This is a genomic window from Aeromonas sp. S13(2024), assembly GCF_041402405.1.
GTDB lineage: Bacteria > Pseudomonadota > Gammaproteobacteria > Enterobacterales > Aeromonadaceae > Aeromonas > Aeromonas veronii.
Window position 1 is genome coordinate 67,208 of the sequence record NZ_JBGLRA010000001.1, and the last position, 25,203, is coordinate 92,410.

The window sequence follows — 25,203 nt, forward strand, 5'->3', positions numbered from 1 at the left end:
CGGGGCGGCTTGAATATGCCGTTACTTGTTATAAACCCGTGTTTTGAACCAATAGAAGATGCGAAATTGCGCCGCATCGGGAGCTGTGATGTCTGCAACATGTGATGCCAAGGCCGTGCCTGCCATCGGCTTTTTTGAACGTTATCTGACCGCCTGGGTCGCCCTCTGCATTCTGGTGGGTATTGGGCTTGGGCAGGGGTTGCCGGATCTCTTCAAGGCGATCGGTGCCATGGAGGTGGCCAAGGTCAACCTGCCGGTGGGGCTGCTGATCTGGGTGATGATCATCCCCATGCTGCTCAAGATCGACTTTGGCGCCCTGCATCAGGTGAAGGGCCACATAAAGGGTATTGGGGTCACCCTCTTTATCAACTGGCTGGTCAAGCCCTTCTCCATGGCCTTCCTCGGTTGGCTCTTTATCCGCGTGCTGTTTGCCGACTGGCTGCCGGCGGATCAACTCGACAGTTACGTAGCGGGCCTGATCCTGCTGGCGGCGGCCCCCTGCACCGCCATGGTGTTTGTCTGGAGTCGCCTTACCAACGGCGATCCCTACTTCACTCTGTCGCAGGTGGCGGTGAACGACCTCATCATGGTGTTTGCCTTCGCGCCGCTGGTGGCGCTGCTGCTCGGGGTCTCCAGCATCATAGTGCCGTGGGATACCCTGCTCACCTCTGTGGTGCTCTATATCGTCATCCCGGTCATCATCGCCCAACTGCTGCGCAAGGCTTTGCTGAAAAAGGGAGAGGCCCATTTTGACGGCGTCATGACTCGCATCCAGCCCTGGTCGGTGGCGGCCCTGCTGCTCACTCTGGTGCTGCTGTTTGCATTTCAGGGCAACGCCATCATCGAGCAGCCGCTGGTTATCGCTTTGTTGGCGGTGCCCATCCTGATCCAGGTGCTGTTCAACTCGGGATTGGCTTACTGGCTCAACCGCAAGGTGGGGGAGAAGCACTCAGTTGCCTGTCCTTCCGCCCTGATCGGTGCCTCCAACTTCTTCGAGCTGGCGGTAGCTGCCGCCATCAGCCTGTTCGGCTTTCACTCCGGCGCGGCGCTCGCCACAGTGGTCGGGGTACTGATCGAGGTGCCGGTCATGCTGCTGGTGGTGCGGGTGGTTAACGCCAGCAAACCTTGGTACGAAGCAGGGCTAAGCCGTTAACTGATGGCTGCGAACTGATGCTATCCATTTTCTATTCACTTGATTAATGAGAGACACGCAAATGAGTGCAATCACCATCTATCACAACCCGGAATGTGGTACCTCCCGCAACACCCTGGAGCTGATCCGCAACAGCGGCGTGGAACCCACTGTCATCCACTATCTGGAGACGCCTCCCTCCCGTGACCAGCTGGTGGCGCTGATCGCCGCCATGGCCATGCCGGTGCGGGATCTGCTGCGCAAGAACGTGCCACCCTACGAGGCGCTCGGGCTGGCGGAAGATCGTTTCAGCGATGATGAACTGATCGATGCCATGCTGGCTCACCCCATCCTCATCAACCGTCCCATCGTGGTCACGCCGCTTGGCACCAAACTGTGCCGTCCGTCGGAAGTGGTGCTCGATATTCTGCCCGATCAGCAAAAAGGGGCCTTCGCCAAGGAGGATGGCGAGCAGGTGGTGGATGCGAGCGGCAAGCGCCTCAAGTAATCATCTGAACGCTCAAGTACGGATTGAAACAGGGCCAGCTTCACGCTGGCCCTGTTTCGTTGTGTGAACAAGTTGAAAAAGTTATTCCGGCCAATCGTTTTACCGCTTTTTCTGTGACGATGATCACTGTACCATCGCCGCCCGACCTGCCACCCGGCCGCATCTCCCCCTGCGACGGCGCTGGCGTCACCCGATACATGCTGTCACCCGGAACGTGAATGACCCCAGGATGGGACCCGCCACTAACCTGTAGGTTTGTGGTCTGCGTGTCGCGTGGGTCGGCATTTCTCTCGCCGGATCGCCCGCGACGCCTGTCTGCAGACTTGCCATATGAAACTCCTCTCTTCATAGGTGCAAGATGACACTGTTATTGAGTCTGGTCGGTATGCTGGCCCTGATGTTTATCGCCTGGCTGGCGAGTGAAAACCGCCGAGCCATCCGCTGGCGAACCGTGCTGGGTGCACTCGCCCTGCAAACCGGTTTTGCTGCCCTGGTGCTCTATTTCCCCCCCGGACAAATCATGCTCGGTGCCATGAGCAATGGCGTCTCCGCCCTGCTCGGCTTCGCCGACAGCGGCATCCGTTTCGTGTTTGGCGGTCTCGCCAGCAACGGCTTTATCTTCGCCGTGCGGGTGCTGCCGCTGGTGATCTTTATCAGCGCGCTGATCGCTGTGCTCTACCACTTCGGCATCATGCAGTGGGTGATCCGGGTATTGGGCGGCGCCATCCATCGCCTGCTCGGCACCAGCCGCGCCGAATCTCTGGTGGCCACCGGCAATATATTCCTGTCGCAAGGGGAGTCGCCGCTGCTTATTCGTCCCTTCCTTGCCGGTATGACCCGTTCCGAGCTCTTTGCGGTGATGACCTGCGGCATGGCCTCGGTAGCGGGCTCGGTGCTGGGCGGTTACGCCGGTCTGGGGGTGGATCTTAAATACCTCATTGCCGCCTCCTTTATGGCGGCGCCGGGTGGCCTGCTGATGGCCAAACTGCTGGTGCCGGAGCAGCAGCAGGTGAGCGATCAGACCGAGATCACCCTCGACAAGAGCGACTACAGCAACGCCATCGATGCGCTGGCGGGCGGCGCCATGGGGGGCATGAAAATCGCTGTGGCCATCGGCACCATCCTGCTCGCCTTTGTCAGCGTCATCACCATGATCAACGCAGGTCTCACCACGGTCGGCGAGTGGTTCGGCTGGGCCGATCTCTCCTTGCAGCAGCTGCTTGGCTATCTGTTTGCCCCGGTGGCCTGGCTGATTGGCGTGCCCGCCAGCGAGATGATGGCGGCAGGCTCCCTGATTGGCCAGAAGGTGATCATGAACGAGTTCGTCGCCTACCTGGACTTTGCCAATATCAAGGCGGATCTGAGCGCCCACACCCAGATCATCATCACCTTCGCCCTCTGTGGTTTTGCCAACCTGGGCTCCATTGCGGTGCAGCTAGGCTCCATCGGCACCATGGCGCCGGAGCGCCGCCACGACGTGGCGAGCCTCGGCTTCAAGGCGGTGCTGGCGGCGACCCTGGCCAACCTGATGAGCGCCACCTTGGCCGGGATCTTTGTTTCCCTCTGATGAGATAAAACGAGGCTGCGCCAGTAAAAAAAGCGCCCGCTCCATCTGGGGCTGGCGCTTTGCTTCATGGGCAGAGTGCTAGCGAGCGTTTGCTTCCCCCAGACGTGGGTTGAGGGAGAGAATGCGGGTCTTGCTGACCCGGTGGCGATAGATCTCCCGCAGATAGAGCAGCGCCTTTTTCACCGATTCGCGGCTGAGGCGAATATCGTTGATGGAGACGAACTTCTCTTTCTCGCGGATAAGCTCCCGATATTTCTTCTCATACATGGGCTTGATGGCGTACCAGTTGGTATCGAGGATCTTGGCCGGATTCTCGAACTCGTTGAGCATGCTGTCGAGCAGCGCATCGTTCCACTCCTCATTGCAGATCATCTCGATCACCGCCTTGTCCAGATGCTCATCGAAGCGATAGTGATCCTTGGCAAAGCAGCGCTTGATAAAGGCCACGATCAGGGTCAGGAAGTCATCGCTCAGGCAGGGGCTCTTGACGATCAGGGTGGTGAGGGAGATGTTGGCCGACGCCCCGATGACCAGCGCATAGCGCTTCAGGGTGGTATTGGGGAAGAGCCCGTTGAGGTGAGACTTGAGCCGGTTGAGATCCATATAGGAGAGCTTGTACTCCTTGGGCAGGGAGATGATCGACACCACAGAGGAGCAGTTCTTGAAGAAGTGCAGCTCGTTGAGGTGGGCCGGGTCATGGCCACTTTTCACATAGTCGTCCAGATACTCCCGATAGTTGCCCGCCTCGATGGGCAGCAGACTGATCCCCTCGATGGCCTGGGTCATCTTGTTGAAGTGGGGCAGCTCGATGGAACGGGTGAAGAGATCGTCCACATTGAGCCCGTCCTCCTTGTCAAACAGGCCGCCGGGGGGCGAGATAGACTCGGCATATGCCACCGCCACCGGCCCCGCCAGACTCATAAAGAGGTCGTTGGCATCGAGCCGAATGGTCTCGCTGATGTCGATGCCCGCTCGGCGAAAGTAGTTCTCGTCGTAGTCGGTGGTGACGGCCTGGGCGGTAAGAATGTTGAAGATCTGCTGGGAGATGTACTGGTTGGCGTACTTCTCCATGGTGTTGACATCAACATGCTGGATCTCGCCATCGTCGCTCTCTTCGGCGTAGCGCATGATGTCGTTGGAGATCAGCATCATGGCATTCCAGGGTCTGATCCGCTTGAGCATGCTGGCATCGCACGCCTGCTCGTTGTCGAAGTGATAGGAGAAGTCCCACTCCTCGGCCAGGTACTTGCACAGCAGGCGCCCCGCGTTGATGTGCAGCGCTTCCGAGATCTCGATACCCCGATCACAGATATTGGGCAGGATGCAGATGCCGCTGGTGAAGATGGGATCGAACATGAAGTGCTCCCCGAGGGAGAGGTGCTCCTCCTCTTCTGACGGGGGCGAAAAGGTCTTGCTCATGTAGGAGTACTGCTGGGCCAGCCCGAACTCGGAGGCCATGCCGGAGCCGGTGCCGCCCCCGGCACTGAAGATGTAGAAATAGAGGCGGGACTGGTTGGCCTTGATGCCGCAGGAGTCCACCAGATAGGTATGAATGGCCTGCCACTCGGAGTTGGCGAAGTAGTGGGGGCTCTTGTTGAGGATGATCTTGGCCAGATACTGGCCAAGGATGGGGGCGTTACCCGCGCCTCCCGCGTGGATCTCCGACAAGTCCATCACCCGCATCTTGGCGTAATCACGCAAGGAGCCACCTTCGCCGCTGCGATTGGAGTGACGGATGCGGCCATCGATGTCCTTGTCCAGATCCCCCAGCATCACCATGGGCTCGATCAGAAAGACCGGCCGGGCCCCGTTGTTTGGCAGTCGCAGGTTGCGCCGGATCCAGCTCACCGGGCCAAACTCCTTCTCCTGCTTGCGTTGCTCTTCACTGTTGAACTCATTGAGATAAAAGCTGCGGGCGTTGTAGACCAGCGAGGCCACATCCTGCGCGATGTTGGAGCCGCAGCGCCCCAGCCCCACCAGACAGACGGACGGAAAGTTGTGGGGCACGGTGGCGCCCGTTTCGCTCTCTCCGATGGCGGCCGGAAACACCGCGTGGCGCAGCTGTTCCAGATTGGCAAGAATGCGGGCCAGATCCCCTTCGGTGTAGTAGAGGTAACGGTTGCCTGCGTCCTGCTCATCATCCGTGTTGATAGGTAGCAGATCGATATGCTCGGTCATGAAAAAAGATCCCTCTTGGCGGCGAATGTATATAATTCAGCAGCTTTGGACTGCCCGGTAACTCTAGATGATAAAAAGCGGGGGCGCGGTGAGAGGAGGGCGAGAGTTGTGACTGTGTGATCATGGGCACAGCAACACGCCTGAAATCTGCCGGTACTCCTCACCGGACGGATGGGGAAACGGCGCCCCATTCTCCTGAAAAGGGGGGCGACCACACTCAACAACGTGTTGGCCGCGTGCCGGATCATCCCGCTCTGAGCGGTCTGTTTCCCTTGCGCTGGCGTGGTGGAACAAACAAGGAAAAGAATTTTTAGATTGGTTTTAGTACTTCCAATCGATTATTTGATTGGGCAGTAACGGCATTAGCGGTGTCAGATTAGGGGAGCAGGTTGGCCAACGCGCCGTCAGCCAGTCTTTACGCGGTCACACAAGGAGACACTCTGATGGAAACACTTGACCAGAAAATCGACACCATGCGAGAAGCATTTATGCAGCAGGAGCGCAAACAGGCCCACGACAAGTGGCAAGCCAGGGTCGAAGAGCTGCTACAGATACGGGGTGAGGAGAGACAACCGGAGGAGCAGGAAGAGTAGTGCTCGTTCCCGGGCGAAAGTTGAGGTAGCGAACCCTTTGTATCGGCTACCCGTTATCTACCACCGATAAAAAAACCACCGACCTTTTGCAGGTCGGTGGTTTTTTTTATGGATTGCTGCCGATTGGCTGGCCTGACTTCCGGGCCGAGCAATGGGGTCACATCCAGGGGCGTAGGGGCGCGACTACTTCGAATGGGTGACGGGCTCTTCGGAGAGCAACTCGTTGACGAGTCCTGTGGCTAAATGAATATTCGACTCCATCTTGTCGCCATCCACCGCATTCTCTTTCCACGATTCGGGGGCTTCGGGGTGTGGCCCGGAAACGGCCACCTTGCCTTTCCCGTATGAGCTGATCAGCGCGGCAATATGATGGTTTTGAAAATGGGCGATGACCTTGACCTGCTCGGGGCTTGGCACCGGCGTAAATTGCGGGCCGGCCTGGTAATACATCTGGCGCTCTTCACCAAGCCAGCTGATCGGGAAGATCCTGGCGCTAAAGTCGCCGTCATAATCATCGGATGTCGCAGGAACAAGGCCCAGCGCCGGCACAAAGCCTTCATCCTCAGACCAGCCGATAGATGCCACAAAGGCACCCCCACAGATCCCGAGGTAGCGGCCACCGCTTAGCAAATAGGTTTTTAATGCCGAGCGCGCGTCTGCGGTGAAGGCATTGAGGAGCGGCTCCACATCGTCCTCAGTGCCGCCAACGATAAATACCCTGGCATTATTGAGCTCTGCAGGCAGCGCCTCGAGATTGGAGAGATACCTGACCGGCAAGCCCACCTGCCTGACCACATCCGCAATCGCCTTCGTGCTATCCCCATCAGAAACCGGCCCGTTATAGATCAGCGCGTACGGCTCTTGCTGCGGCTGCGCAGAGGCGGCCTCTGCCATGCACCCTGTCATTAACCAAAGGCTGATAACGCTCGCAATCCGCACGACGCTTTTTGGTACATTCATCGCTGCCACTATCCCTGTGATGTGAATCGAAGAGACTACTTATCACGATCCCGTTCTGCATGTCAGCCGCTGTTAAATGAACATTTCAAGTTAACGCGCCAACGCTGATTGGCGCTGCGTTTATCTAACAGCGAACCAATACAGTGGGCGCACTTCACCTTCACTTCACCGAGCGGGGGTAGGGTAGGCTCACGTTTTCAGTTGGAGCTTCACCGTATGCCCACCATAGTCACCCACGCTGCCGTGCCTCTCTGCCTTGGACTGGGGCTTGGGAGCCGGATTATCCCGCCGCGCCTGCTGCTGGCTGGGGTTGCCATCGCCATGCTGCCCGATGCCGATGTGCTTGCCTTCAAACTGGGGGTCGCCTACGGCCATGTCTTTGGCCACCGCGGCTTTACCCACTCCCTGTTGTTCGCCTTTGCCCTGCCCACCCTGGCCATGCTGTTTCACCGCCAATTTCGGGCCAGCGCCGCCACCGTCTGGTCGTTTCTGCTGGTCTCTCTGCTCTCCCATAGCCTGCTCGATTCCCTCACCACCGGCGGTAAAGGGGTTGGCTGGCTCTGGCCGTGGCGTGACGAGCGTTTCTTTGCCCCCTGGCAGGTGATCCGGGTTGCCCCCTTCAAGCTGGAGGCCTATCTCACTGCCCGGGGTGAAGCGGTGATCTTCTCCGAGCTCTACTGGGTCTGGCTGCCGGGGGTTGCATTGATGTTGGTGTTGATGGGGTGGCGGGTGTGGGGAAGAGGGCTGTAGTGGTTGGATCGGAATTGGTTGTTGGATATATCTTGGCTGAGCAAAGAAATCAAAACTTGGACACCCATCTATTCTGCTCTGGCTATGCAACATTTTACCCAGAAAAATGGGTGTCCTGATTATTTGGCAAGGAGCGTTTGCCGCACAAAGCCGAGAAAATCTATACAGACTAGGATCTTGGAAGGTTTGTTAAAGGGAATCAACGCTTAAGATCCTTTACATGATGCATTACTATACTACCTTACTTAAGGTTCTCGGTTCAGAGACTATTTTATTTTCTGTTTTTCCATTAAAGGTTGCCATGCCAACCATTGTCTTTACGTCATTATGAATAATGAATACATAGGTTCCAGTATCAAATCCAATACCCTGTGCATCCTCAAAAATTAAAGTTACCTGATTGCCATTAACAAATCCATTGTAATTAAAAGTTCTTTCAGATTTTTTTCCATCTCTTGTTTTTGTTCGGGTACTTATACCTTTTATTATACGGCCTTGTTGGTTTAGCTTGATTCTTCCTACGTTGACACTATTTCCATTTCGTGTCTCTATTATATCCCATGCTCCATCAACGCGAATTCCATTATACAAGCACCGATCTTTGATATTTGGCCAAATCCACTTTGCTATGATTGTGACAAATACTGTGGCTGCGATACTAGCGAATACACCAATTAAAAAATCATTCATTTGCAAACTACCACCTTAACATAAAATAAAATTTCTTGCATTATTTATACGACAATTAAAAGTAGCTGGTTCTACTGAAAATAAATTTCAACTACTTGCTCTGTTTATGTTTATCGTAGTGCTTTAGTATTGACAATGTATCCTGCGTCCTCTAACTCCTTAAATAACGCCATTTTCCATGCGCCACTATTATCAATTAAGGTGTAGACAATGCCACTAATATCATTGGGAGTCTCAATTTTACCCTTTACCAATGCCGCAACACGACTACGCCCTAGGCGTCCGATAAAGTAACCATGCTCAAAAACTACATTTTGCCTCGCGCGTTCAGCTAGTTCCAGCGTTTCGGATTTTTTTGCACCTACATCACATGGGGTATACAAAATAATCGCAAATCCGACATCACCAAACGACTCAATTTTTTCAATGATCGTCCTACTTCCACTGGGCTGTTCATGAAGAATTATTGCCTCAAGACCTGCTTTTTCGATGAATCGAGCAGTTTCTATTTTTGCTTGCTCATCGTGACCATGTACGATAAATATTTTATTAGATTGAGCTACATTATTAATTTTATCTTCTTCATTATGGGATGGTTTATTGATGATCGAGTCATAGGTGGCGCTCATAAAGGATAGATATTCGCGTATAGAAGGGTTGCCTCTTGTTCCTCCTGTTAGAGCATTAAGTTGATATAGGCTAAAAACTACTTTTTTAAATGTATACTGTTTAGTAAGTTCAATATTTTCCTTCAGGAAGGGATGAAGATCATTATTCTCGATACATATATCTGCCGCAGCCCTAATTTTATCAAAAACCCCATTTGTGTCGGTGCCGTCTTCAAAACTGTCAAGAGCACTTAATGCACTCTGTACCATATTCTGCAGTGTTTTTATATCCATATGTCCTCTCTGATAGGATCGTGTCAGAAATTTAGCTAATATATTTATAGCTTGTTTGAACTTAATTAATGCAAGAATAATGAAATGGAAACTGAAATTAACTCGATATCCTATTGTTTGTTTTTAATGTATTTATTTCATAATACAGAATAAATAAGTCTAAATGCCAAACGAAGATGGTATCTATTGAAGTTATTTTCATCATATTAAGATACAGACCAGTCTCCATTCAGCGAGATATTAAGGATTATTTATACGATCTCTCATTGAGGAGCCGTTTTCGTTTGGACATTCTAATCGAGTAGGGGGATAAATGAGAAGAGGGCTTTGGAAAAAAAACGGAGTCGCTCAAAACACAGCCATTAGTGATATTCGATGTGAGTCACATCGGTGGTAATTAATTTCCCGCATCCTCTCCCTTGGGAGAGGGTGCGGTTAGCGGGTACAAACGAGCAACATAAAAGGGAGCCGGTCAGGCTCCCTTTTACATGGTTATGCGAACTGGCAACTCAGGGCCACAGACAGCCTACCCCATACCCGACCTTATCGATTGGTTGCAGCCTTCATCCCTTCCACAAACTCTTTCAGACGAGTGAGCATATGTTCCGGGTTATGGTGGTGGGTCTCGATGATCTTCACCACGGCGGAGCCGGAGATGGCACCGGCGGCGCCAGCTGCAATCGCTTCACGCACCTGAGCCGGTTCGCTGATGCCAAAGCCGAGCAGGGCGGGGGGGGCGTTGAACTCGCGCAGGGTATTGATTAGCCCCTCCACCGGCATGCCGGCCTTGGTCTCGGCACCGGTGACACCGGCGCGGCTCACCAGATAGGTGTAACCATTGCCCAGCTCCGCCACCTGTTCCAGGGTCTCGGCGTCGCCATTGGGCGGGGCGATAAAGATGCTGTCGATGCCGAACTTGTCGGCGGCCGCCTTGTAGGGGGCGCACATCTGCACCGGCACGTCGGCGACCAGCACCGAATCCACGCCCGCCTGCTGGCACTTCTCGTAGAAGCCGTCAATTTTGCGCACATAGACCAGGTTGGCGTAGACCAAGAGGCCAATGGGCAGCTGCGGGTACTTGGCGCGGATGCGGCCGAGCAGCTCGAAACAGTCGTCCGGGGTGGTGTGGCTGGCAAACGCGCGCAGGGCGGCGCCCTGAATGGTGGGGCCATCCGCCACCGGATCGGAGAAGGGAATGCCGAGCTCGAGGGCATCGGCGCCCCCTTCTACCAGCGCATCGACGATGGCTAGCGACAATTCGGGGGTGGGGTCACCCAGCATCACGAACGGCACAAAGGCGCCCTGATTGGCTTCATCCAGACGGGAGAAGAGTTGTGCGTAACGGTTCATGACAAGGTTCCTTCTTTCTCAAAAATGTCAGCAACGGTGAAGATATCTTTGTCGCCACGGCCGGAGAGGTTGACGATGAGCACCTGCTCTTTTTCCGGTTCACTGCGGGCCATCTTGAGGGCGTGGGCCAGTGCGTGGGAGGACTCCAGCGCTGGTATGATACCTTCGGATTTGGCCAGCTCCTGGAAGGCGTCCAGCGCCTCCTTGTCGGTCACCGAGGGGTACTCGGCGCGGCCGATGGCGGCCAGGTGGGCGTGTTGCGGGCCGACGGAGGGGAAGTCGAGCCCCGCCGAGACGGAGTAGGACTCCTGAATTTGGCCCTGATTGTCCTGCATCAGGTAGGAGTGCATGCCAAAGAAGACCCCCTTGCTGCCGTGACCGAGCGGCGCACCGTGCTCGCCGCTCTCGATGCCGTGACCACCCGGCTCGACGCCGATCAGGCGCACCGACGGCTCATCGATAAAGTCGGCAAACATGCCGATGGCGTTGGAACCGCCGCCGACGCAGGCGATCACCGCATCGGGCAGTCGCTCTTCCTTCTCGAAGCACTGGGCCTTGGCCTCTTCGCCGATCATCTTCTGGAACTCCCGCACGATAGTGGGGAAGGGGTGTGGGCCCGCGGCGGTGCCGAGCAGGTAGTGGGCCGACTCGTAGTTGGCGGCCCAGTCGCGCAGCGCCTCGTTACAGGCATCTTTCAGGGTGGACGAGCCTGAGTGCACCGGAATGACGGTGGCGCCCATCAGCTTCATGCGAAATACGTTGGGCTTCTGGCGCTCGCAATCCTTGGCACCCATATAGACCCGGCACTTGAGGCCGAGCAGGGCGCAGGCCAGGGCAGTGGCGACGCCGTGCTGACCTGCGCCGGTCTCGGCGATGATCTCGTTCTTGCCCATCCGCTTGGCCAGCAGCGCCTGACCCAGCACCTGGTTGGTCTTGTGGGCGCCGCCGTGCAGCAGATCTTCACGCTTCAGATAGAGGCGGGTCTTGGTGCCCTTGGTCAGATTACGGGTCAGGGTGAGCGGAGTCGGGCGACCGGCATACTCGGTCAGCAGGGACTGAAACTCGGCGATAAAGGCCGGATCATCCTTGGCATCGACAAAGGCTTTCTCCAGCTGGAGCAGGGCCGGGATAAGGATTTGGGGTACATACATACCGCCAAATTCGCCGAAAAACGGGTTGAGCAGGGTCATGGCTTCTTCCTTGTATTAGCTAAATCGAAACATCAAAAAGGGTTGCGTTACAGGTTGCGCAGTGCGCCGAAGGCGGCTGCAATCTTGTGCGCATCCTTCTGGCCCGGGGCACTCTCCACCCCGGAGTTGAAATCAAGGCCGAGGCAGCCCACTTGCGCCGCCTGCAGGGCGTTGTCGGGATTAAGGCCGCCCGCCAGCATCAGCTTGGCTTTATCGAGATTTGCCAACAGGGCCCAGTCGAACGCCTGACCGGTGCCGCCGCTCTGGCTGCCGACTTTCGTATCCAGCAGCAGGCGATCGGCCGGGTAGTCGAGGGCGGGCAGCGGCTCGCCGCTTTCCTTGCCAAGAGAGATGCCGATTGCTTTCCAGATCTGGCAGCCAGCGGGCAGCAGGGGACGCAGGATCTCGATATAGGCGGCATCTTCATCCCCGTGCAGCTGCACCGCGGCGAGCCCCAGCGCATCCACTGTCTTGGCGATGGTGGCGGGCTGGGCGTTGCGAAATACCCCGACGTAAGAGAGCGGCGCACCCGCCATCACGGCGCGGGCGGCGGGGATGTCCACATAGCGCGGGCTTTTCGCCACAAAGATAAGACCCCCGAATACCGCGCCCGCCTGATGGGCAGCGGCGGCATCCTCGGCGCGGGTGAGGCCGCACACCTTGTTCTGGCCCAGTACCAGCTTGCGCACAGCCGCTTCCAGATCCGGCTCGGCCATCAATGACGAGCCCACCAGAAAGCCCTTGGCGTGGTGGCGCAGATCCGCCACCTGAGCGCGGTGGTTGATGCCGGATTCGCTGATCACCACCCGATCGCTCGGAATATCTTTAGCCAGCTGTTTGGTGCGGTTGAGATCCACGCTCAAGTCGCGCAGGTTCCGGTTATTGATGCCAATCACCGGCGCGCCCAACGCGATGGCCCGGGTCAGCTCTTCCTCGTTGCTTACCTCGGTGAGTACGCCAAGGCCCAGCTCCTTGGCGACCGCGAACAGGGCACGATAGCCCTCGTCGGTGAGCACGGAGAGCATCAGCAGGATGGCGTCCGCCTGATAGTGGCGGGCCAGATAGACCTGATAGGGGTCAATCATGAAATCCTTGCAGAGCACCGGCTGACTGACGCGGCTGCGCACCCGCGGCAAAAAGGCGAAATCCCCCTGAAAGAACTTCTCGTCGGTCAGCACCGAGATGGCGGTGGCGTATTTGCCATAGATGTCGGCGATAGCCTCCGGGCTGAAATCGTCGCGGATCAAGCCCTTGGACGGGGAGGCCTTCTTGCACTCCAGAATAAAGCGGGTGGAGCCCGCCTTGAGCGCGCCTACGAAGTCCCGATCGCTGGGGGTCAGCGCGCTCTGGAAGCTCTCCAACGGCTGGGCCAGCTTGCGGGCGGCGACCCACTGCTGTTTGGCCGCCACGATCTTGCCGAGAATGGTCTGGCTGATGGAGGCCATGTTCAGAAAAGCATGGGGGGCAATAAGGTCTGACATCTCGTTATCCTTGCGAAGCTGGCTCTTGCCCTGTGGGCGTTCTGAATGACTGCTGTGCAATGTGGTGGCTGACATCATGCCTCCTGATGGCCCGCTTCCTGATGGCTCAAAGTGGCGAGCCGAGCGGCGAGATCCGCTGCCTTGCCGCTGGCCAGCACCGCCAGCACCTCGGCCGCCGCGCTCTTGAGATCGGTCGCCTTGCCCGCCATCAGCAGCAGCGGTGCCACATTGGCGGCGATGGCGGCGTTGTGGGCCGGGGTGCCACGCCCTTCCAGGATGGCGGCGGTGATGGCGCGGTTCTCTTCAGGCTCACCACCCTGAATGGCGCTGACCGGATAGGTCTCGAGGCCAAAGTCAGCCGGGGTGAGCAGAAACTCGCGGATCTCGCCGTCACGGATCTGGGCCACCTGGGTCGGGCCGTGAATGGCAATCTCGTCGAGCCCGGCGCCGTGAACCACCATACCGGTTTTCAGCCCCAGTGCCAGCAGGGTTTCTGCGATGGGGCGCACCAGCTCGGGGGCATAGACTCCCATCAGCTGATAGGTGGGGCGCGCCGGGTTGATAAGCGGCCCCAGCACGTTGAACAGGGTGCGGGTCTTGAGGGCTTGGCGCACCGGCATGGCGTGGCGCACCCCGGCGTGGTACTGGGGGGCGAACAGGAAGCAGATGCCGAGCTCATCGAGGCAGCGGCGCGCCTGCGCCGGGCTCATGTCGAGCTTGATGCCCATCTTGTCGAGCAGATCGCTCGAACCCGACTTGCTCGAGACCGAGCGGTTGCCGTGCTTGGCCACTTTCAGGCCGCAGGCGGCGGCGACCAGCGCCGAGGTGGTGGAGACGTTGATGGTGTTGAGGCCATCGCCACCGGTGCCGACGATGTCGCAGAACTCATAGTCCGGACGCGGGAAGTCGCGCGCTTCTGCCAAGAGGGCCTCGGCGGCGCCGGCGATCTCCTCCGGGGTCTCCCCCTTGATCTTGAGGGCGGTCAAGAGACTGGCGAGCACGATGGGATCCACTTCGCCACGTACCACCTGGCCGAAGGCGTCGCGGGTACTTTCACGGCTCAGAGACTGACCCTGATAGAGGGTGTTGAGATGATGATGCATGTTGGTCTCCTTACCTTACCGCACGCTGCTTTCTGGACGGGTGATATGGGCGAGCGCCTGGGTCAGCAGACGGGCCCCTTCCGAGGTCATGATGGATTCGGGATGGAACTGGAAGCCCAGCACCCGCTCATCCTGCTGCTCGATGGCCATGGGCATGCCCTGATAGTGGGCAATCACCGTCAGCTCTTCCGGTACATAGGTAGCGACCAGCGAGTGGTAGCGGGCCACCGGCAGCGGGCTTGGCAGACCGGCGAAGGCGCCGTGGCCGTTGTGCTCAATCAGGGAGCGCTTGCCGTGGACGATCTCGCCTGCCGCGCCGACGGTGCCACCGTAGGCTTCGCACAGGGCCTGATGACCGAGGCAGATGCCGAGGATGGGCACCTGACCACGGGCCAGTTTGATCAGATCAATCAGGCAACCCGCTTCATGGGGGGCGCCCGGGCCCGGTGAGAGCACCAGCACGGCATCCCCTTCGCAGGCAGCGATCTCGCTCATGATGCGGCTCGCCGGCAGGCTGTTGCGGTAGATCCGCACCGGATAGCCGAGGGAGCGGAACTGGTCGACGAGGTTGTAGGTAAAGGAGTCGAAGTTGTCGAGCAGGAAGATGTTAGTCATGGCTCACGTCCTTATGTTGCTCCTGCTGGGCGCTCAGGGCTTGCAGGGAGGTGCCATGGCTGGCGGCGATGGCGGCCAGCACGGCGGCCGCCTTGGCGCGGGTTTCGTCCGCTTCGGCTTGCGGCTTGGAGTCATAGACCACCCCGGCACCGGCCTGTACGTGGGCCACGCCATCTTTGACAAAGGCGGAGCGGATGACGATGCAGGTATCCATCTCGCCGGCACCGTTGATGTAGCCGACCGCGCCGCCGTAGCTACCACGGCGCTTGCCTTCCACCATGCGAATAAGTTCGCTGGCGCGGATTTTGGGGGCGCCGGTCAGGGTGCCCATGTTCATGCAGGCCTGATAGGCGTGCAGGGCGTCAAGGTCGGAACGCAGGGTGCCGACCACCTTGGAGACCAGATGCATCACGTGGCTGTAGCGATCCACTTTCAGCAGCTCCTTGACGTAGCGGGTACCGGGTTCGGAGATGCGGGCGATGTCGTTGCGGCCCAGATCCACCAGCATCAGGTGTTCGGCCACCTCTTTCTCGTCCTGACGCAGTTCCAGCTCGATGCGGCCGTCGAGATCCCGATTGATGCTGCCATCGGGGTTGAAGCCGCGGCGGCGGGTACCGGCGATGGGGTACATCTCCACGTCGCGGCTGGTGGCGCAGAATTTCACCGCGCTCTCGGGGGAGGCGCCAAACAGGGTGAAGCCCTCATCCTGCACGTAGAACATGTAGGGGCTGGGGTTGGTCTGCTTGAGGCGGCGATAGGCGGCGATGGGGCTGGGGCAGGGCAGGGAGAAGCAGCGGGACGGCACCACCTGGAAGATGTCGCCACGGCGGATAAAGCCCTTGAGCTTCTCTACTTCGGCGCAGAACTGCTTGTCGCTCTTGTCCACGCTGATGCCGCCACTCAGGGCCGGGGTTACCGGCTCCTGTTGCGGCGCCTGCTGGCAGGCTTGCTTGAACCGGGCGAGACGCTCGCTCAGGCGGTGGTATCTGTCCTCCACCCGGCTCTCGTCGCTGTCGCCGCCAAAGATACAGGCAATCAGTTGGGTGGTGCGCGCGATATGGTCGATGGTGATCAGGGTTTCGGCCACGTAGAAGCAGTAGTCGGGGCAGTCGTTGCTCCCCTCCGGTACCTCGGGCAGATCTTCAAAAGAGGCGATGAGGTCGTAGGCAAAGCTGCCCGCCATAAACAGCGCCTCTTTGCCGAGCTGGCAATCGAGCTCCCGCTGCAGGGTGCGCAGCACGTCCAGCACGCTGATCCCCTTGAGGCGGCTATCTTCATCCTGCTCCCGATCGGAGGCCGGGAAGTCGAGCTGCAGCTCGCCGGCCACCAGGCTCTGGATAACGGCGGCGGGCAGGCGCTCGGTCAGCAGGCTCTGCAACTGGGCGCCGTTGTCATTGAGGCTGCGCACCCGCACGGTGCGGCCGCGGCACTCGATGCGCAGGCAGGCATCAACCAGCAGCAGGCTCTGTTTGCCCGCCTTGGAGTCGATCTCGACCGATTCCAGCAGCAGGGTGTTGGGGCGCTGCTGGCAAAACTCGCTGTAGAGCGCCAGCGGATCGGCCACATAGGGGGCGTTGAGTTTGAGGGTATCGAATTCACCCAGAGGAAGGCGGTGCGTGGCTGTCATAGTGCGTTCCCTTGCGTGTGATGCGTGTTACCGATGTTCATGACGTCTAATACCTTGAAAAAGTGCCTTGAAAATGAGGTGGGTTCTGGCGGTTTCAGCAGGGGCGCCATCGCCTGGTCATTACGCTTGTCTGAATTCTCGGTTTCATCACAGCTCCATTTGCCGGATAATAAAAAAGCCCGCTGGGGTCAGCGGGCTTTTTCTTTGGGTTCTTAATTTGCTGTCAGTTTACAGGTACAGCAACGACCACACGCCCGCATGTCAGGGAGTGTGCCACCACCAAATGGTCAGGATGGAAGTCGTTTGCATGATAAAGTCCTGTAAAAAGATGTTTGCAATGAAGTGCCTACAGAAAACGATAAAGCCGCGGCCAAGTCAAGTCGCTTTTTAGCCTTCTTTCACCGATTTTTCATGAATGGTGACCTGACCACGAGAGCGGAATAACCTGATGAGATTCGATCTTCACTGCCATACCACTGCTTCCGACGGGGTGCTGAGCCCGGACGAACTGGTGCGCCGCGCCGCCGAGAAACAGGTCGAGGTGTTAGCGGTTACTGACCACGATACCCTTGCCGGACTTGATGAGGTGCGTCGCACTATCGAAGCCGAGCAACTGCCGCTGCGACTGGTGAGCGGGGTCGAGATCTCCACCGGCTGGGAGCACCACGAGATCCATATCGTGGCGCTGGGGGTGGATGAAAAAAATCCGCAGCTGTTGGATTTTCTGGCCGGTCAGCTGGCCCGTCGCGAAGCGCGTGCGCTGGAAATCGGGCGTCGTCTGGAGAAGTGCCTCATCCCCGGCACCTATGAAGAGGCCAAGGCGCTCGCCGGTGACGCCGCCGTGACCCGCGCCCACTTTGCCCGAGTGCTGGTGGCGCGCGGGGTGGCCGACAACATGCAGAAGGTATTCAAAAAGTACCTGAGCCGTGGCAATAAAGGCTATGCCCCGGCCGAGTGGCCCGAGATGAGTGAAGCCATCGCTGCCATTCACGCCGCGGGTGGGCTGGCGGTGCTGGCCCACCCCAGCCGTTACGATCTCACCGCCAAGTGGATTAAGCGGCTGCTGGTGGCCTTCAAAGCGGCCGGTGGCGATGCCATGGAGGTCTCGTTGCCCCAGCAGAGCCCGCAGGAGCGGGCCAATCTGGGCCAGTGGGCCAAGGAGCACGACCTCTATATCTCGGTGGGATCGGATTTTCACTTCCCCTCCAACTGGACCGAGCTGGGCCGCCACCTCTGGCTGCCCAAAGAGGGGATGCCCGTATGGCTGGCCTATCCAAGTCACTTTGGGCTCACCACCGAGCAACACGCCGAGCTGCTGGCAAGCCGGTAACGGCGCCAGCGAAGCGGCCACAAACAGGTTAAGGTAGTGTCATGGGTCTTTGACCCGTGACCATACGAGCGGGCAGGTATTGCTGCCCCCATTGCGAGAACAAGCTATGAGTCAGCATTTTTACGTACATCCGGAAAACCCCCAGGCCCGTCTGATCGGTCAGGCGGTACAGATCATCCAGAACGGCGGCGTCATCGTCTATCCGACCGACTCCGGTTATGCGCTGGGTTGCCAGATGGGTGACAAGGGCGCGCTGGAGCGCATCTGCCGCATCCGTCGTCTCGACGCTAACCACGACTTCACCCTGGTGTGCCGCGATCTCTCCGAGATCTCCACCTACGCCAAGGTCGACAACAGCGCGTTTCGCCTGATTAAAAACAACACCCCGGGTGCCTACACCTTCGTCTTCAAGGCGACCAAAGAGGTGCCGCGCCGCCTGATGAACGAGAAGAAGAAGAGCATTGGCATCCGGGTGCCGGACAACAAGATTGCTCAGGCACTCTTGGAAGCCCTCGGCGAGCCGCTGCTCTCCACCACTCTGATCCTCCCGGACTCCGAGATGGCCGAGTTTGACCCGGAAGAGATCTTCGACAAGCTGGGCAAGCAGATCGATCTGGTGGTCAACGGCGGTTATCTGGGTGAGCAGCCCACCACTGTGGTCGATTTCTCTGACGACGAGCCGGTATTGCGTCGTCGCGGCGCCGGAGACCCGACTCCGTTTGAGTGATGTCGCTGAACCGGTGACAGTCCCTTCCGCCGAGACGGGGACTGGCGCCGCACTACCCATCGCGAAAGTCCTGGGGCAGCCCTATCACGAGCTGCCCCAGGACTTGTTCATCCCGCCCGATGCGCTGGAGGTGTTCCTCGATACCTTCGAGGGGCCGCTGGATCTGCTGCTCTATCTCATCAGGCGCCAGCAGCTCGATATCCTCAACCTGCCAATCCTTCAGATCACCGCCCAGTACATGGAGTACGTGGAGCTGATGCAGGGGCTCAACCTTGAGCTGGCGGCCGAATACCTGCTGATGGCGGCCTGGCTGGCGGAGATCAAATCCCGCCTGCTGCTGCCCAAGGCGCCGGAGCTGGAGGATGAAGATGAGGGAGAAGACCCGCGAGTGACCCTGATCCGCCGCCTGCAGGAGTACGAGCGCTACAAGGTAGGGGCGGAGAGGGTCAATGAGCTGCCACGGGTGGAGCGGGATATTTATATCGCCGCTGCCTTGCCCCCCGATTTTGGCGCCCTCAAGCCACTGGCGCCCGATGTTTCGCTGGTTGAGCTCGCCCTTTACATGCAAAGTGTGGTAAAACGCGCGACTCATTTCGAACATCACCAGATCCGCCGCGAACAGATCCCGACCCGGGTGCGCATGGCGGAGATCCTCGCCATGCTCACGCTGGGGCAGACCCTGCGCCTTGAGCAGGTGCTGCGTGCCGAAGAGGGGCGCATGGGGGTACTGGTGACGTTTCTGGCCCTGCTGGAGCTGTGCAAGGAGCAACTGGTCTGGATCCTGCAGGCAGAACCGCTCGGCCCAATCCATTTCGCATTGGCCGAGCAGAGCGAGGAGGGCAACCGTGGCGCTGCCCACTGAACGACTCAAGACCCTGATCGAAGCGGCGCTGTTCGTGGCCGGTCGTCCGCTCAATGTCAGCGAGCTGAAAAGCAGCGTGCTGGCGGATTATCCGGTGACCAGTCGCTATGTTCAGCTGCTGTTGGCCGAGATCAGGCAAGATTACAGCTCGCGGGGCGTCGAGCTCAAGGAGGTCGCTTCCGGCTGGCGCTTTCAGGCGCGTCAGGAGTATGCCGAGGAGCTCTCAAGGCTCTGGAGCGAGCGCGCGCCGCGCTATTCGCGCGCCGTGATGGAGACGCTGACCCTGATTGCCTATCGCCAACCCATCACTCGGGCCGAGATCGAAGCGATCCGCGGGGTGGCGGTGTCGAGCCAGATAGTGAATACCCTGAAAGAACGTGGCTGGGTGCGCAGCATAGGCCACAAAGAGGTGGCCGGTCGCCCCGAGCTGCTCGCCACCACCAGAGAGTTTCTGGATTACTTTAATCTGCAGAGTCTGGAGCAGCTCCCCGAGCTGGATCCTGAACTGCAACCCCTGTTGCCCTCTGCGGTGGACGGGGAGAGCGATGCCCGGTGAATGGCGCCCAAGCGTGCCGATGTCACCGAGATATACATTTTTCAACTGTGGCGAGTGCTCCAAACGGCGTTTGTTACAGTTAACCCCGTTGCCCCTTTCACCAGTGGGCAGCGATCAACAATCAGGTAACCCCGATGAGTGAAAAACTGCAAAAAGTGTTGGCCCGCGCGGGTCACGGCTCCCGTCGTGAGATGGAGGCCCTGATCACCGCAGGTCGGGTCAGTGTGGATGGCAAGGTCGCCACACTGGGGGATCGCGTCGAAGTGAACGCCGTGATCCGGGTGGATGGTCACCAGGTCAAGACCCGTGCCGCAGAGGAAGTGATCTGCCGCGTACTGGCTTATCACAAGCCGGAAGGGGAGATGTGTACCCGTCACGATCCGGAAGGTCGTCCCACCGTGTTTGATCGCCTGCCCAAGATGGAAGGTGCCCGCTGGATTGCGGTCGGGCGCCTCGACGTCAACACCTCCGGTCTGTTGCTGTTCACCACCGACGGTGAGCTGGCCAACCGTCTGATGCACCCGAGCCACGAAGTGGAGCGGGAATACGCGGTCCGTGTCTTTGGCGAGATCACCGAAGCCATGCTGCAGCGTCTGCGCAAGGGCGTGCAGCTGGAAGATGGCACCGCCAAGTTCAACAAGATCAAACCGGCTGGCGGTGAGGGTCTGAACCAGTGGTTCAACGTTACCTTGACCGAAGGACGCAACCGTGAAGTGCGCCGCCTGTGGGAATCCCAGGAAGTGCAGGTGAGCCGCCTGATGCGGATCCGCTACGGCGACGTCAAGCTGGACCGCGGTATCCCGCGCGGCGGCTGGCAAGAGCTGAAACTGCCGGAAGTGAACTACCTGCGCGGTCTGGTCAACCTGCCGCCGGAGACCGAATCCAAAGTCGATCTGCAGCAGGATGGCAAAACCAGCCGTCACAAGCAGGCCGCCCAGATCCGTCGCGCCGTGCAGCGTCACAAAGAGATGCAGGGCAAAGAGCCGCGCGCTCGCGCCACCACCGCCCGTCGCAAGCCGCAAGCCTCTACCCGCAACTCAGGGACCGGCAGCAAGTAAGCCGATAGCCTGTTGCGAACTGCGCGCCGTCAAATAGCGCACAGTCGGCCAAGCAAAGGCCCGCACCAACTGGTGCGGGCTTTTTTGTATCAGCGCCCCTTGGCTGGTAAAAGGGTGGCTGGTGAGAAATTGAGGGGGCATTTCTGTCGTCAGCTTGCCCGCTAAGACGTGGCCGAGGTTGCTCTGCTCCGGTGAGCTTGTTAGCCTGTGCGGCTCTGATAGAGGAGTGAACGATGAGCAAGGTACTTGATGAGCTGCTGGCGTTGTTGGCGCTGGAAAAAATCGAGGAGGGCCTGTTTCGGGGCCAGAGCCAGGATCTCGGTCTGCGGGCCGTGTTTGGCGGACAGGTAATGGGGCAGGCCTTGTCAGCCGCCAAGCAGACGGTCGAGACCGGCCGTCAGGTTCACAGTTTTCACTCCTACTTCCTGCGTCCGGGGGATGTGACCCGTCCCATCGTCTATGACGTGGAGAATATCCGTGACGGCCAGACCGTCTCCACCCGCCGGGTCAAGGCGATTCAGGGCGGCAAGCCCATCTTCTATCTCAACGCCTCGTTTCAGGTGCCGGCAGATGGTTTCGAGCATCAGGCGCAGATGCCCACCGGCATCACCCCGCCGGAGGAGCTCAAGAGCGAGCTGGAGCTGGTGCGCCCCTATGAGAATCTGATCCCGGCCTCTCTGCGCGACAAGATCCTCTGCGAGCAGCCCATCGAGATGCGCCCGGTGACCCTGGTCGACCCTATTCGCCCGACGGTGCAGGATCCGGTACGCCACGTCTGGTTCAAGGCCAACGGCCAGATGCCGGACGATCTGCGGGTGCACAAATACCTGCTGGCCTACGCCTCCGACTTCAACTTCCTGCTCACCTCGCTGCAGCCGCACGGGGTGTCCTACTGGGAGCCGGATATGCAGGTGGCCACCATCGACCACTCCATGTGGTTCCACCGGGATTTCCGCTTCGACGACTGGCTGCTCTACGTGGTAGACAGCCCGAGCGCCAGCAGCGGTCGTGGTCTGGTGCGCGGCCAGTTCTTTACCCGTGATGGCATGCTGGTGGCGAGTACCATGCAGGAAGGAGTGATCCGCCGTCGCGGCAGTTAAGGCGCAAAGCGGATAGCAAAACGGGGTGGCTTGGGCCACCCCGTTTTCGTTGCTGCGATGTGGGCGGGCGCTGCGGGATCAGCCGCCGCGCTGGTACTTGAAGCGCTTCTTGCGTCGGTAGGGATAGACATCCTCGAATACCCCCACCTTGATGTTGCTCTGCAGCATCTTCCAGTAGTTGGCGTCGAACATCTCCTTGTGCAACTGCAACATGATCTCGCGCACCTGTGGCTTTTGCAGCAGGAAGGTGGCGAACTCCTCGGGGAAGATGTCGTTGGGGGCCACCGAGTACCAGGGCTCGGCGCTCCACTCATCCTCGGGGTAGCGAGGCGGCGGGATCTGGCGGAAGTTGCACTCCGTCATGTAGCAGATCTCGTCGTAGTCGTAGAAGACCACCCGGCCGTGACGGGTGACGCCAAAATTCTTGAACAGCATGTCCCCCGGGAAGATGTTGGCCGCCGCCAGCTGCTTGATGGCGTTGCCGTACTCCTCAAGCGCGAGCCGGGTCTGTTGCTCGTCCGCCTTGTCCAGATAGAGGTTGAGGGGGATCATCTTGCGCTCGGTATAGAGGTGCTTGATCACCAGCTTGTCGTCGCTGATGGTGAGCGCCGACGGTGCCACCGTCTTGAGCTCGGCAAGGAGCTCCGGCGAGATGCGGTCCAGCGGAAACTCGAAGTTGGTGAACTCCTGGGTATCGGCCATCCGACCCACCCGATCGTGCTGTTTAACCAGCCGGTATTTCGCCTTCACCTGCTCGTGGCTCACATCCTTGGGGGGAGTGAACTCGTCTTTTATCACCTTGAACACCACGTCGTAGGAGGGGAGGGTGAACACGCTCATCACCATCCCCTTTATGCCCGGTGCGATGATGAACTGATCCCGACTCTGGGCCAGATGGTGGCGGTAGTGGCGATAGAGCTCGGTCTTGCCATGCTTCTGGCAACCGATGGCGTTGTAGATCTCGTAATCGGGCTTGTGGGGCATGATCTGGCGCAGGAAGGCGACAAACAGCGCCGGTTCGCGGGTATAGACCATGAAATAGGCGCGGGCGAAGCCAAACACGATGGAGGCGAGATCCGGCTCGAAGATGACGGTATCCACATAGATGCTGTGGCCGGTGCTGAGCAGGGGCAGGATAAAGGGGAACACCTGATCCCGGGCCCGGATCAGTCCCACCAGATAGGCCCCCTTGTTGCGGTAGAACACCTCTTTCAATAGCTCGATGGCAAACGGCTCGTCATGGATAATTTGCGGGCCGTTCTCCGCAAGATGGCGGTGGATGTCGACAATATCCCGCTGCTTGTCCTCGTAGGGGAGGGTGAAGCTGTAATCCCCCAAAAGCTGGCTCAAGGTCTGCGGCAAGTGGGCCAGATCGGTGCGATAGATCCGCAGCAGGGAGCTTAAATCCGGTTTTTCGCCACGGCTGACAAAGGGGTGGATATAGAGGTTCTCGTCGCGGATATTGCGATGACGAAAGATCCGCCGATAGACGGAGTTGAAGAAGGACTCCGCCACCTCGAAGTTGTCACAACGGGGCAGCAGATCGCTGAAGGCGCTTTTGACCCGCTTGAGCAGCTCCTGAGTGGCGTGGTGCTCCCCCATCATCTGACGGATGGAGCTGGCGGTGGCCCCCACATGGTGGTCATAGAGGCGAATACGCTCGCGCCCGGCGAGCTGCACCCCCAGCCAGTCACTGTTCTCGAAGCGGCTCTTGCTGCCCTGGGTTATCTCGAGAAACCGGCTGTAAAACGACTCGAAGCGTTGCAAGATAGTCTCGGCGACGGCCTGTTCCAATGGCTGCTGCATCTCTCTCTTCCTTGTGATCTGTCGGGCCGATAGCGCGAAGGATTGGGTGTAATTTGTTCACACGTCTGGCAACTATCGCAACATTCAAACGTCTGTTCAAGTGGCAATTTTCGGGGATAAACGGTAGATTGCGCCCCTGTTTTGGTGATGGTTTAGCGACTGTTTGCTGTCTGTTTGAGAGGCCGTCCGGCCTGTGAGGAAACCTGATGAAGCTCTATTTTGTCCTGGTGGCACCTGCCCGTCCTGCGAACGTGGGGGCGGCGGCCCGCGCCATGAAAACCATGGGATTCGATGCCATGCGACTGGTGGCGAGCCGGGTACACGAAGAGGAGGAGGCGAGCTGGGTGGCCCACGGCGCCCAGGAGATCCTGACCCAGGCCGAGGCGTTTGACACCCTGTCCGAGGCGCTGGCGGACATGGATCTGGTGATCGCCACCACTGCCCGTGAGCGCGGTCGCTACCAGCACTACCTCACCCCGGGGGAGATCCGCGAGCAGATCCGCAGCAAGCCTTCACTCAACAAGGTGGCCATCGTGTTTGGCTGCGAGGAGTCGGGGCTTTCCAACGAGCAGCTGGCCGAGGTCGATCTCATCAGCTATCTGCCCCTCAAGGTGAGCTACCCGTCCCTCAATCTGGGGCAGGCGATCATGCTCTACGCCTACGAGATGAGTCAGCTGATGGATGAGCTGAACGCCGACGGCGGCGCTGCGGTAGCAGAAAATTTTGATAACGCCGGGCAGGTTCGGGTGCTGAAAAGCAAAACAGCAGAATTACTTGGTGAACTCGGAGTTTCGCAGGATGAAAAACTGCATCAATGGGTGATGGACCGGGTGCCCATGCTGCCGCAGCGGGATTTGAACATGCTCCACCTGCTCTGCAAAGACCTTGCGCGCAAACTTGGCAAAGAGGTTTAAGTTGACAGCCCAGCGCCCGCCGCGGTATTGCTAAAAGCCAGCTTCGTCAACGAGTGTTCGTCATGCAGTTATTCATCAACGTCATCACCACCACCATTATTACCGGTACCACCACAGGTGGCACTGGGGCCGGTTGATGCGCTGACGAACAAGCACAGAAATCAGAAAAGGCCCGTACCCACCCAGTACGGGCCTTTTTGTTGG

23 protein-coding genes are annotated in these 25,203 nt (G+C 58.7%); 12 read left to right on the forward strand and 11 right to left on the reverse strand.

What is annotated here, in order from left to right; all coding sequences use genetic code 11:
• Positions 1 to 88: 88 nt before the first annotated feature.
• From arsB to ACB042_RS00370, 3 genes are all read left to right on the forward strand, one after another.
• Complete coding sequence (gene arsB / locus ACB042_RS00360; protein WP_270660003.1) at positions 89 to 1,153, forward strand: ACR3 family arsenite efflux transporter; 1,065 nt, start codon at positions 89 to 91, stop codon at positions 1,151 to 1,153.
• A gap of 61 nt (positions 1,154 to 1,214) precedes the next feature.
• Positions 1,215 to 1,640, forward strand: coding sequence for a glutaredoxin-dependent arsenate reductase (gene arsC / locus ACB042_RS00365; protein ID WP_005338171.1), 426 nt, complete (start codon positions 1,215 to 1,217; stop codon positions 1,638 to 1,640).
• Between the two features lie 358 nt (positions 1,641 to 1,998).
• Entirely contained in the window at positions 1,999 to 3,207 is a 1,209-nt protein-coding gene (locus ACB042_RS00370) for a NupC/NupG family nucleoside CNT transporter (protein ID WP_371177542.1), read from the forward strand.
• Between the two features lie 78 nt (positions 3,208 to 3,285).
• Here ACB042_RS00370 and ACB042_RS00375 read toward each other — a convergent pair whose 3' ends face one another.
• Entirely contained in the window at positions 3,286 to 5,385 is a 2,100-nt protein-coding gene (locus ACB042_RS00375) for a hypothetical protein (RefSeq protein ID WP_371177543.1), read from the reverse strand.
• A gap of 443 nt (positions 5,386 to 5,828) precedes the next feature.
• Here ACB042_RS00375 and ACB042_RS00380 point away from each other — a divergent pair, with 443 nt between their 5' ends.
• Positions 5,829 to 5,978 carry a hypothetical protein gene (locus ACB042_RS00380; RefSeq protein ID WP_005338159.1) on the forward strand — a complete coding sequence of 50 codons (150 nt, stop codon included), beginning with the start codon at positions 5,829 to 5,831 and terminating at the stop codon, positions 5,976 to 5,978.
• Positions 5,979 to 6,161: 183 nt separating this feature from the next.
• Here the strand turns inward: ACB042_RS00380 and ACB042_RS00385 are convergent, their stop codons facing one another.
• Positions 6,162 to 6,938 carry a BPL-N domain-containing protein gene (locus ACB042_RS00385; protein WP_371177544.1) on the reverse strand — a complete coding sequence of 259 codons (777 nt, stop codon included), beginning with the start codon at positions 6,936 to 6,938 and terminating at the stop codon, positions 6,162 to 6,164.
• Positions 6,939 to 7,154: 216 nt separating this feature from the next.
• Between ACB042_RS00385 and ACB042_RS00390 the strand changes: the two genes are divergently transcribed.
• On the forward strand, positions 7,155 to 7,688 hold the full coding sequence (locus ACB042_RS00390) for a metal-dependent hydrolase (protein ID WP_371177545.1): 534 nt from the start codon (positions 7,155 to 7,157) through the stop codon (positions 7,686 to 7,688).
• A gap of 231 nt (positions 7,689 to 7,919) precedes the next feature.
• On the opposite strand, the gene ACB042_RS00395 is transcribed toward ACB042_RS00390, so the two are convergent.
• The 8 genes from ACB042_RS00395 to ACB042_RS00430 all read right to left on the reverse strand — a co-directional run bounded on the left by ACB042_RS00395 (position 7,920) and on the right by ACB042_RS00430 (position 16,646).
• On the reverse strand, positions 7,920 to 8,384 hold the full coding sequence (locus ACB042_RS00395) for a hypothetical protein (protein ID WP_245147481.1): 465 nt from the start codon (positions 8,382 to 8,384) through the stop codon (positions 7,920 to 7,922).
• Between the two features lie 104 nt (positions 8,385 to 8,488).
• On the reverse strand, positions 8,489 to 9,280 hold the full coding sequence (locus ACB042_RS00400) for a TIR domain-containing protein (RefSeq protein WP_245147482.1): 792 nt from the start codon (positions 9,278 to 9,280) through the stop codon (positions 8,489 to 8,491).
• Between the two features lie 543 nt (positions 9,281 to 9,823).
• Positions 9,824 to 10,630 (reverse strand): tryptophan synthase subunit alpha, encoded by an 807-nt coding sequence (gene trpA / locus ACB042_RS00405; protein WP_371177546.1) that lies wholly within the window; start codon positions 10,628 to 10,630, stop codon positions 9,824 to 9,826.
• Positions 10,627 to 11,820, reverse strand: coding sequence for a tryptophan synthase subunit beta (trpB, locus tag ACB042_RS00410; RefSeq protein ID WP_005338139.1), 1,194 nt, complete (start codon positions 11,818 to 11,820; stop codon positions 10,627 to 10,629). Before trpB ends, trpA begins: the two co-directional genes overlap by 4 nt.
• Positions 11,821 to 11,867: 47 nt before the next feature.
• Complete coding sequence (trpCF, locus tag ACB042_RS00415; RefSeq protein ID WP_371177547.1) at positions 11,868 to 13,376, reverse strand: bifunctional indole-3-glycerol-phosphate synthase TrpC/phosphoribosylanthranilate isomerase TrpF; 1,509 nt, start codon at positions 13,374 to 13,376, stop codon at positions 11,868 to 11,870.
• A complete protein-coding gene (gene trpD / locus ACB042_RS00420; RefSeq protein ID WP_019445648.1) occupies positions 13,376 to 14,404 on the reverse strand; it encodes an anthranilate phosphoribosyltransferase in 1,029 nt (342 codons plus the stop codon). The genes trpCF and trpD overlap by 1 nt, the downstream gene beginning before the upstream one ends.
• Positions 14,405 to 14,419: 15 nt before the next feature.
• Positions 14,420 to 15,019 (reverse strand): aminodeoxychorismate/anthranilate synthase component II, encoded by a 600-nt coding sequence (locus ACB042_RS00425; protein WP_005359135.1) that lies wholly within the window; start codon positions 15,017 to 15,019, stop codon positions 14,420 to 14,422.
• Positions 15,012 to 16,646, reverse strand: a complete 1,635-nt coding sequence (locus ACB042_RS00430) for an anthranilate synthase component 1 (protein ID WP_371177548.1) — start codon at positions 16,644 to 16,646, stop codon at positions 15,012 to 15,014. Before ACB042_RS00430 ends, ACB042_RS00425 begins: the two co-directional genes overlap by 8 nt.
• A gap of 448 nt (positions 16,647 to 17,094) precedes the next feature.
• Between ACB042_RS00430 and ACB042_RS00435 the strand changes: the two genes are divergently transcribed.
• From ACB042_RS00435 to tesB, 6 genes are all read left to right on the forward strand, one after another.
• Positions 17,095 to 17,976, forward strand: a complete 882-nt coding sequence (locus tag ACB042_RS00435) for a PHP domain-containing protein (protein WP_371177549.1) — start codon at positions 17,095 to 17,097, stop codon at positions 17,974 to 17,976.
• A gap of 106 nt (positions 17,977 to 18,082) precedes the next feature.
• Positions 18,083 to 18,703: an L-threonylcarbamoyladenylate synthase gene (locus tag ACB042_RS00440; RefSeq protein WP_371177550.1), complete on the forward strand. Its 621-nt coding sequence runs from the start codon at positions 18,083 to 18,085 to the stop codon at positions 18,701 to 18,703.
• A complete protein-coding gene (locus ACB042_RS00445) occupies positions 18,696 to 19,565 on the forward strand; it encodes a ScpA family protein (protein WP_371177551.1) in 870 nt (289 codons plus the stop codon). Before ACB042_RS00440 ends, ACB042_RS00445 begins: the two co-directional genes overlap by 8 nt.
• Positions 19,549 to 20,121 (forward strand): SMC-Scp complex subunit ScpB, encoded by a 573-nt coding sequence (gene scpB / locus ACB042_RS00450; RefSeq protein WP_005350230.1) that lies wholly within the window; start codon positions 19,549 to 19,551, stop codon positions 20,119 to 20,121. The genes ACB042_RS00445 and scpB overlap by 17 nt, the downstream gene beginning before the upstream one ends.
• 134 nt (positions 20,122 to 20,255) lie before the next feature.
• Positions 20,256 to 21,179, forward strand: coding sequence for a 23S rRNA pseudouridine(2605) synthase RluB (rluB, locus tag ACB042_RS00455; RefSeq protein ID WP_005347347.1), 924 nt, complete (start codon positions 20,256 to 20,258; stop codon positions 21,177 to 21,179).
• Between the two features lie 233 nt (positions 21,180 to 21,412).
• Complete coding sequence (gene tesB / locus ACB042_RS00460) at positions 21,413 to 22,279, forward strand: acyl-CoA thioesterase II (RefSeq protein WP_019445657.1); 867 nt, start codon at positions 21,413 to 21,415, stop codon at positions 22,277 to 22,279.
• A gap of 78 nt (positions 22,280 to 22,357) precedes the next feature.
• Here tesB and aceK read toward each other — a convergent pair whose 3' ends face one another.
• On the reverse strand, positions 22,358 to 24,085 hold the full coding sequence (gene aceK / locus ACB042_RS00465) for a bifunctional isocitrate dehydrogenase kinase/phosphatase (RefSeq protein WP_371177552.1): 1,728 nt from the start codon (positions 24,083 to 24,085) through the stop codon (positions 22,358 to 22,360).
• A gap of 206 nt (positions 24,086 to 24,291) precedes the next feature.
• Between aceK and ACB042_RS00470 the strand changes: the two genes are divergently transcribed.
• Positions 24,292 to 24,999 (forward strand): tRNA/rRNA methyltransferase, encoded by a 708-nt coding sequence (locus ACB042_RS00470; protein ID WP_371177553.1) that lies wholly within the window; start codon positions 24,292 to 24,294, stop codon positions 24,997 to 24,999.
• Positions 25,000 to 25,203 lie beyond the last annotated feature (204 nt).

Excerpts from the sequence above, each read along its gene's own strand:
- arsB (WP_270660003.1), top strand. The coding sequence starts at position 89 with ATGTCTGCAACATGTGATGCCAAGGCCGTGCCTGCCATCGGCTTTTTT.
- arsC (WP_005338171.1), top strand. The coding sequence starts at position 1,215 with ATGAGTGCAATCACCATCTATCACAACCCGGAATGTGGTACCTCCCGC.
- ACB042_RS00370 (WP_371177542.1), top strand. The coding sequence starts at position 1,999 with ATGACACTGTTATTGAGTCTGGTCGGTATGCTGGCCCTGATGTTTATC.
- ACB042_RS00375 (WP_371177543.1), bottom strand. The coding sequence starts at position 5,385 with ATGACCGAGCATATCGATCTGCTACCTATCAACACGGATGATGAGCAG.
- ACB042_RS00380 (WP_005338159.1), top strand. The coding sequence starts at position 5,829 with ATGGAAACACTTGACCAGAAAATCGACACCATGCGAGAAGCATTTATG.
- ACB042_RS00385 (WP_371177544.1), bottom strand. The coding sequence starts at position 6,938 with ATGAATGTACCAAAAAGCGTCGTGCGGATTGCGAGCGTTATCAGCCTT.
- ACB042_RS00390 (WP_371177545.1), top strand. The coding sequence starts at position 7,155 with ATGCCCACCATAGTCACCCACGCTGCCGTGCCTCTCTGCCTTGGACTG.
- ACB042_RS00400 (WP_245147482.1), bottom strand. The coding sequence starts at position 9,280 with ATGGATATAAAAACACTGCAGAATATGGTACAGAGTGCATTAAGTGCT.
- trpA (WP_371177546.1), bottom strand. The coding sequence starts at position 10,630 with ATGAACCGTTACGCACAACTCTTCTCCCGTCTGGATGAAGCCAATCAG.
- trpB (WP_005338139.1), bottom strand. The coding sequence starts at position 11,820 with ATGACCCTGCTCAACCCGTTTTTCGGCGAATTTGGCGGTATGTATGTA.
- trpCF (WP_371177547.1), bottom strand. The coding sequence starts at position 13,376 with ATGTCAGCCACCACATTGCACAGCAGTCATTCAGAACGCCCACAGGGC.
- trpD (WP_019445648.1), bottom strand. The coding sequence starts at position 14,404 with ATGCATCATCATCTCAACACCCTCTATCAGGGTCAGTCTCTGAGCCGT.
- ACB042_RS00425 (WP_005359135.1), bottom strand. The coding sequence starts at position 15,019 with ATGACTAACATCTTCCTGCTCGACAACTTCGACTCCTTTACCTACAAC.
- ACB042_RS00430 (WP_371177548.1), bottom strand. The coding sequence starts at position 16,646 with ATGACAGCCACGCACCGCCTTCCTCTGGGTGAATTCGATACCCTCAAA.
- ACB042_RS00435 (WP_371177549.1), top strand. The coding sequence starts at position 17,095 with ATGAGATTCGATCTTCACTGCCATACCACTGCTTCCGACGGGGTGCTG.
- ACB042_RS00440 (WP_371177550.1), top strand. The coding sequence starts at position 18,083 with ATGAGTCAGCATTTTTACGTACATCCGGAAAACCCCCAGGCCCGTCTG.
- rluB (WP_005347347.1), top strand. The coding sequence starts at position 20,256 with ATGAGTGAAAAACTGCAAAAAGTGTTGGCCCGCGCGGGTCACGGCTCC.
- tesB (WP_019445657.1), top strand. The coding sequence starts at position 21,413 with ATGAGCAAGGTACTTGATGAGCTGCTGGCGTTGTTGGCGCTGGAAAAA.
- aceK (WP_371177552.1), bottom strand. The coding sequence starts at position 24,085 with ATGCAGCAGCCATTGGAACAGGCCGTCGCCGAGACTATCTTGCAACGC.
- ACB042_RS00470 (WP_371177553.1), top strand. The coding sequence starts at position 24,292 with ATGAAGCTCTATTTTGTCCTGGTGGCACCTGCCCGTCCTGCGAACGTG.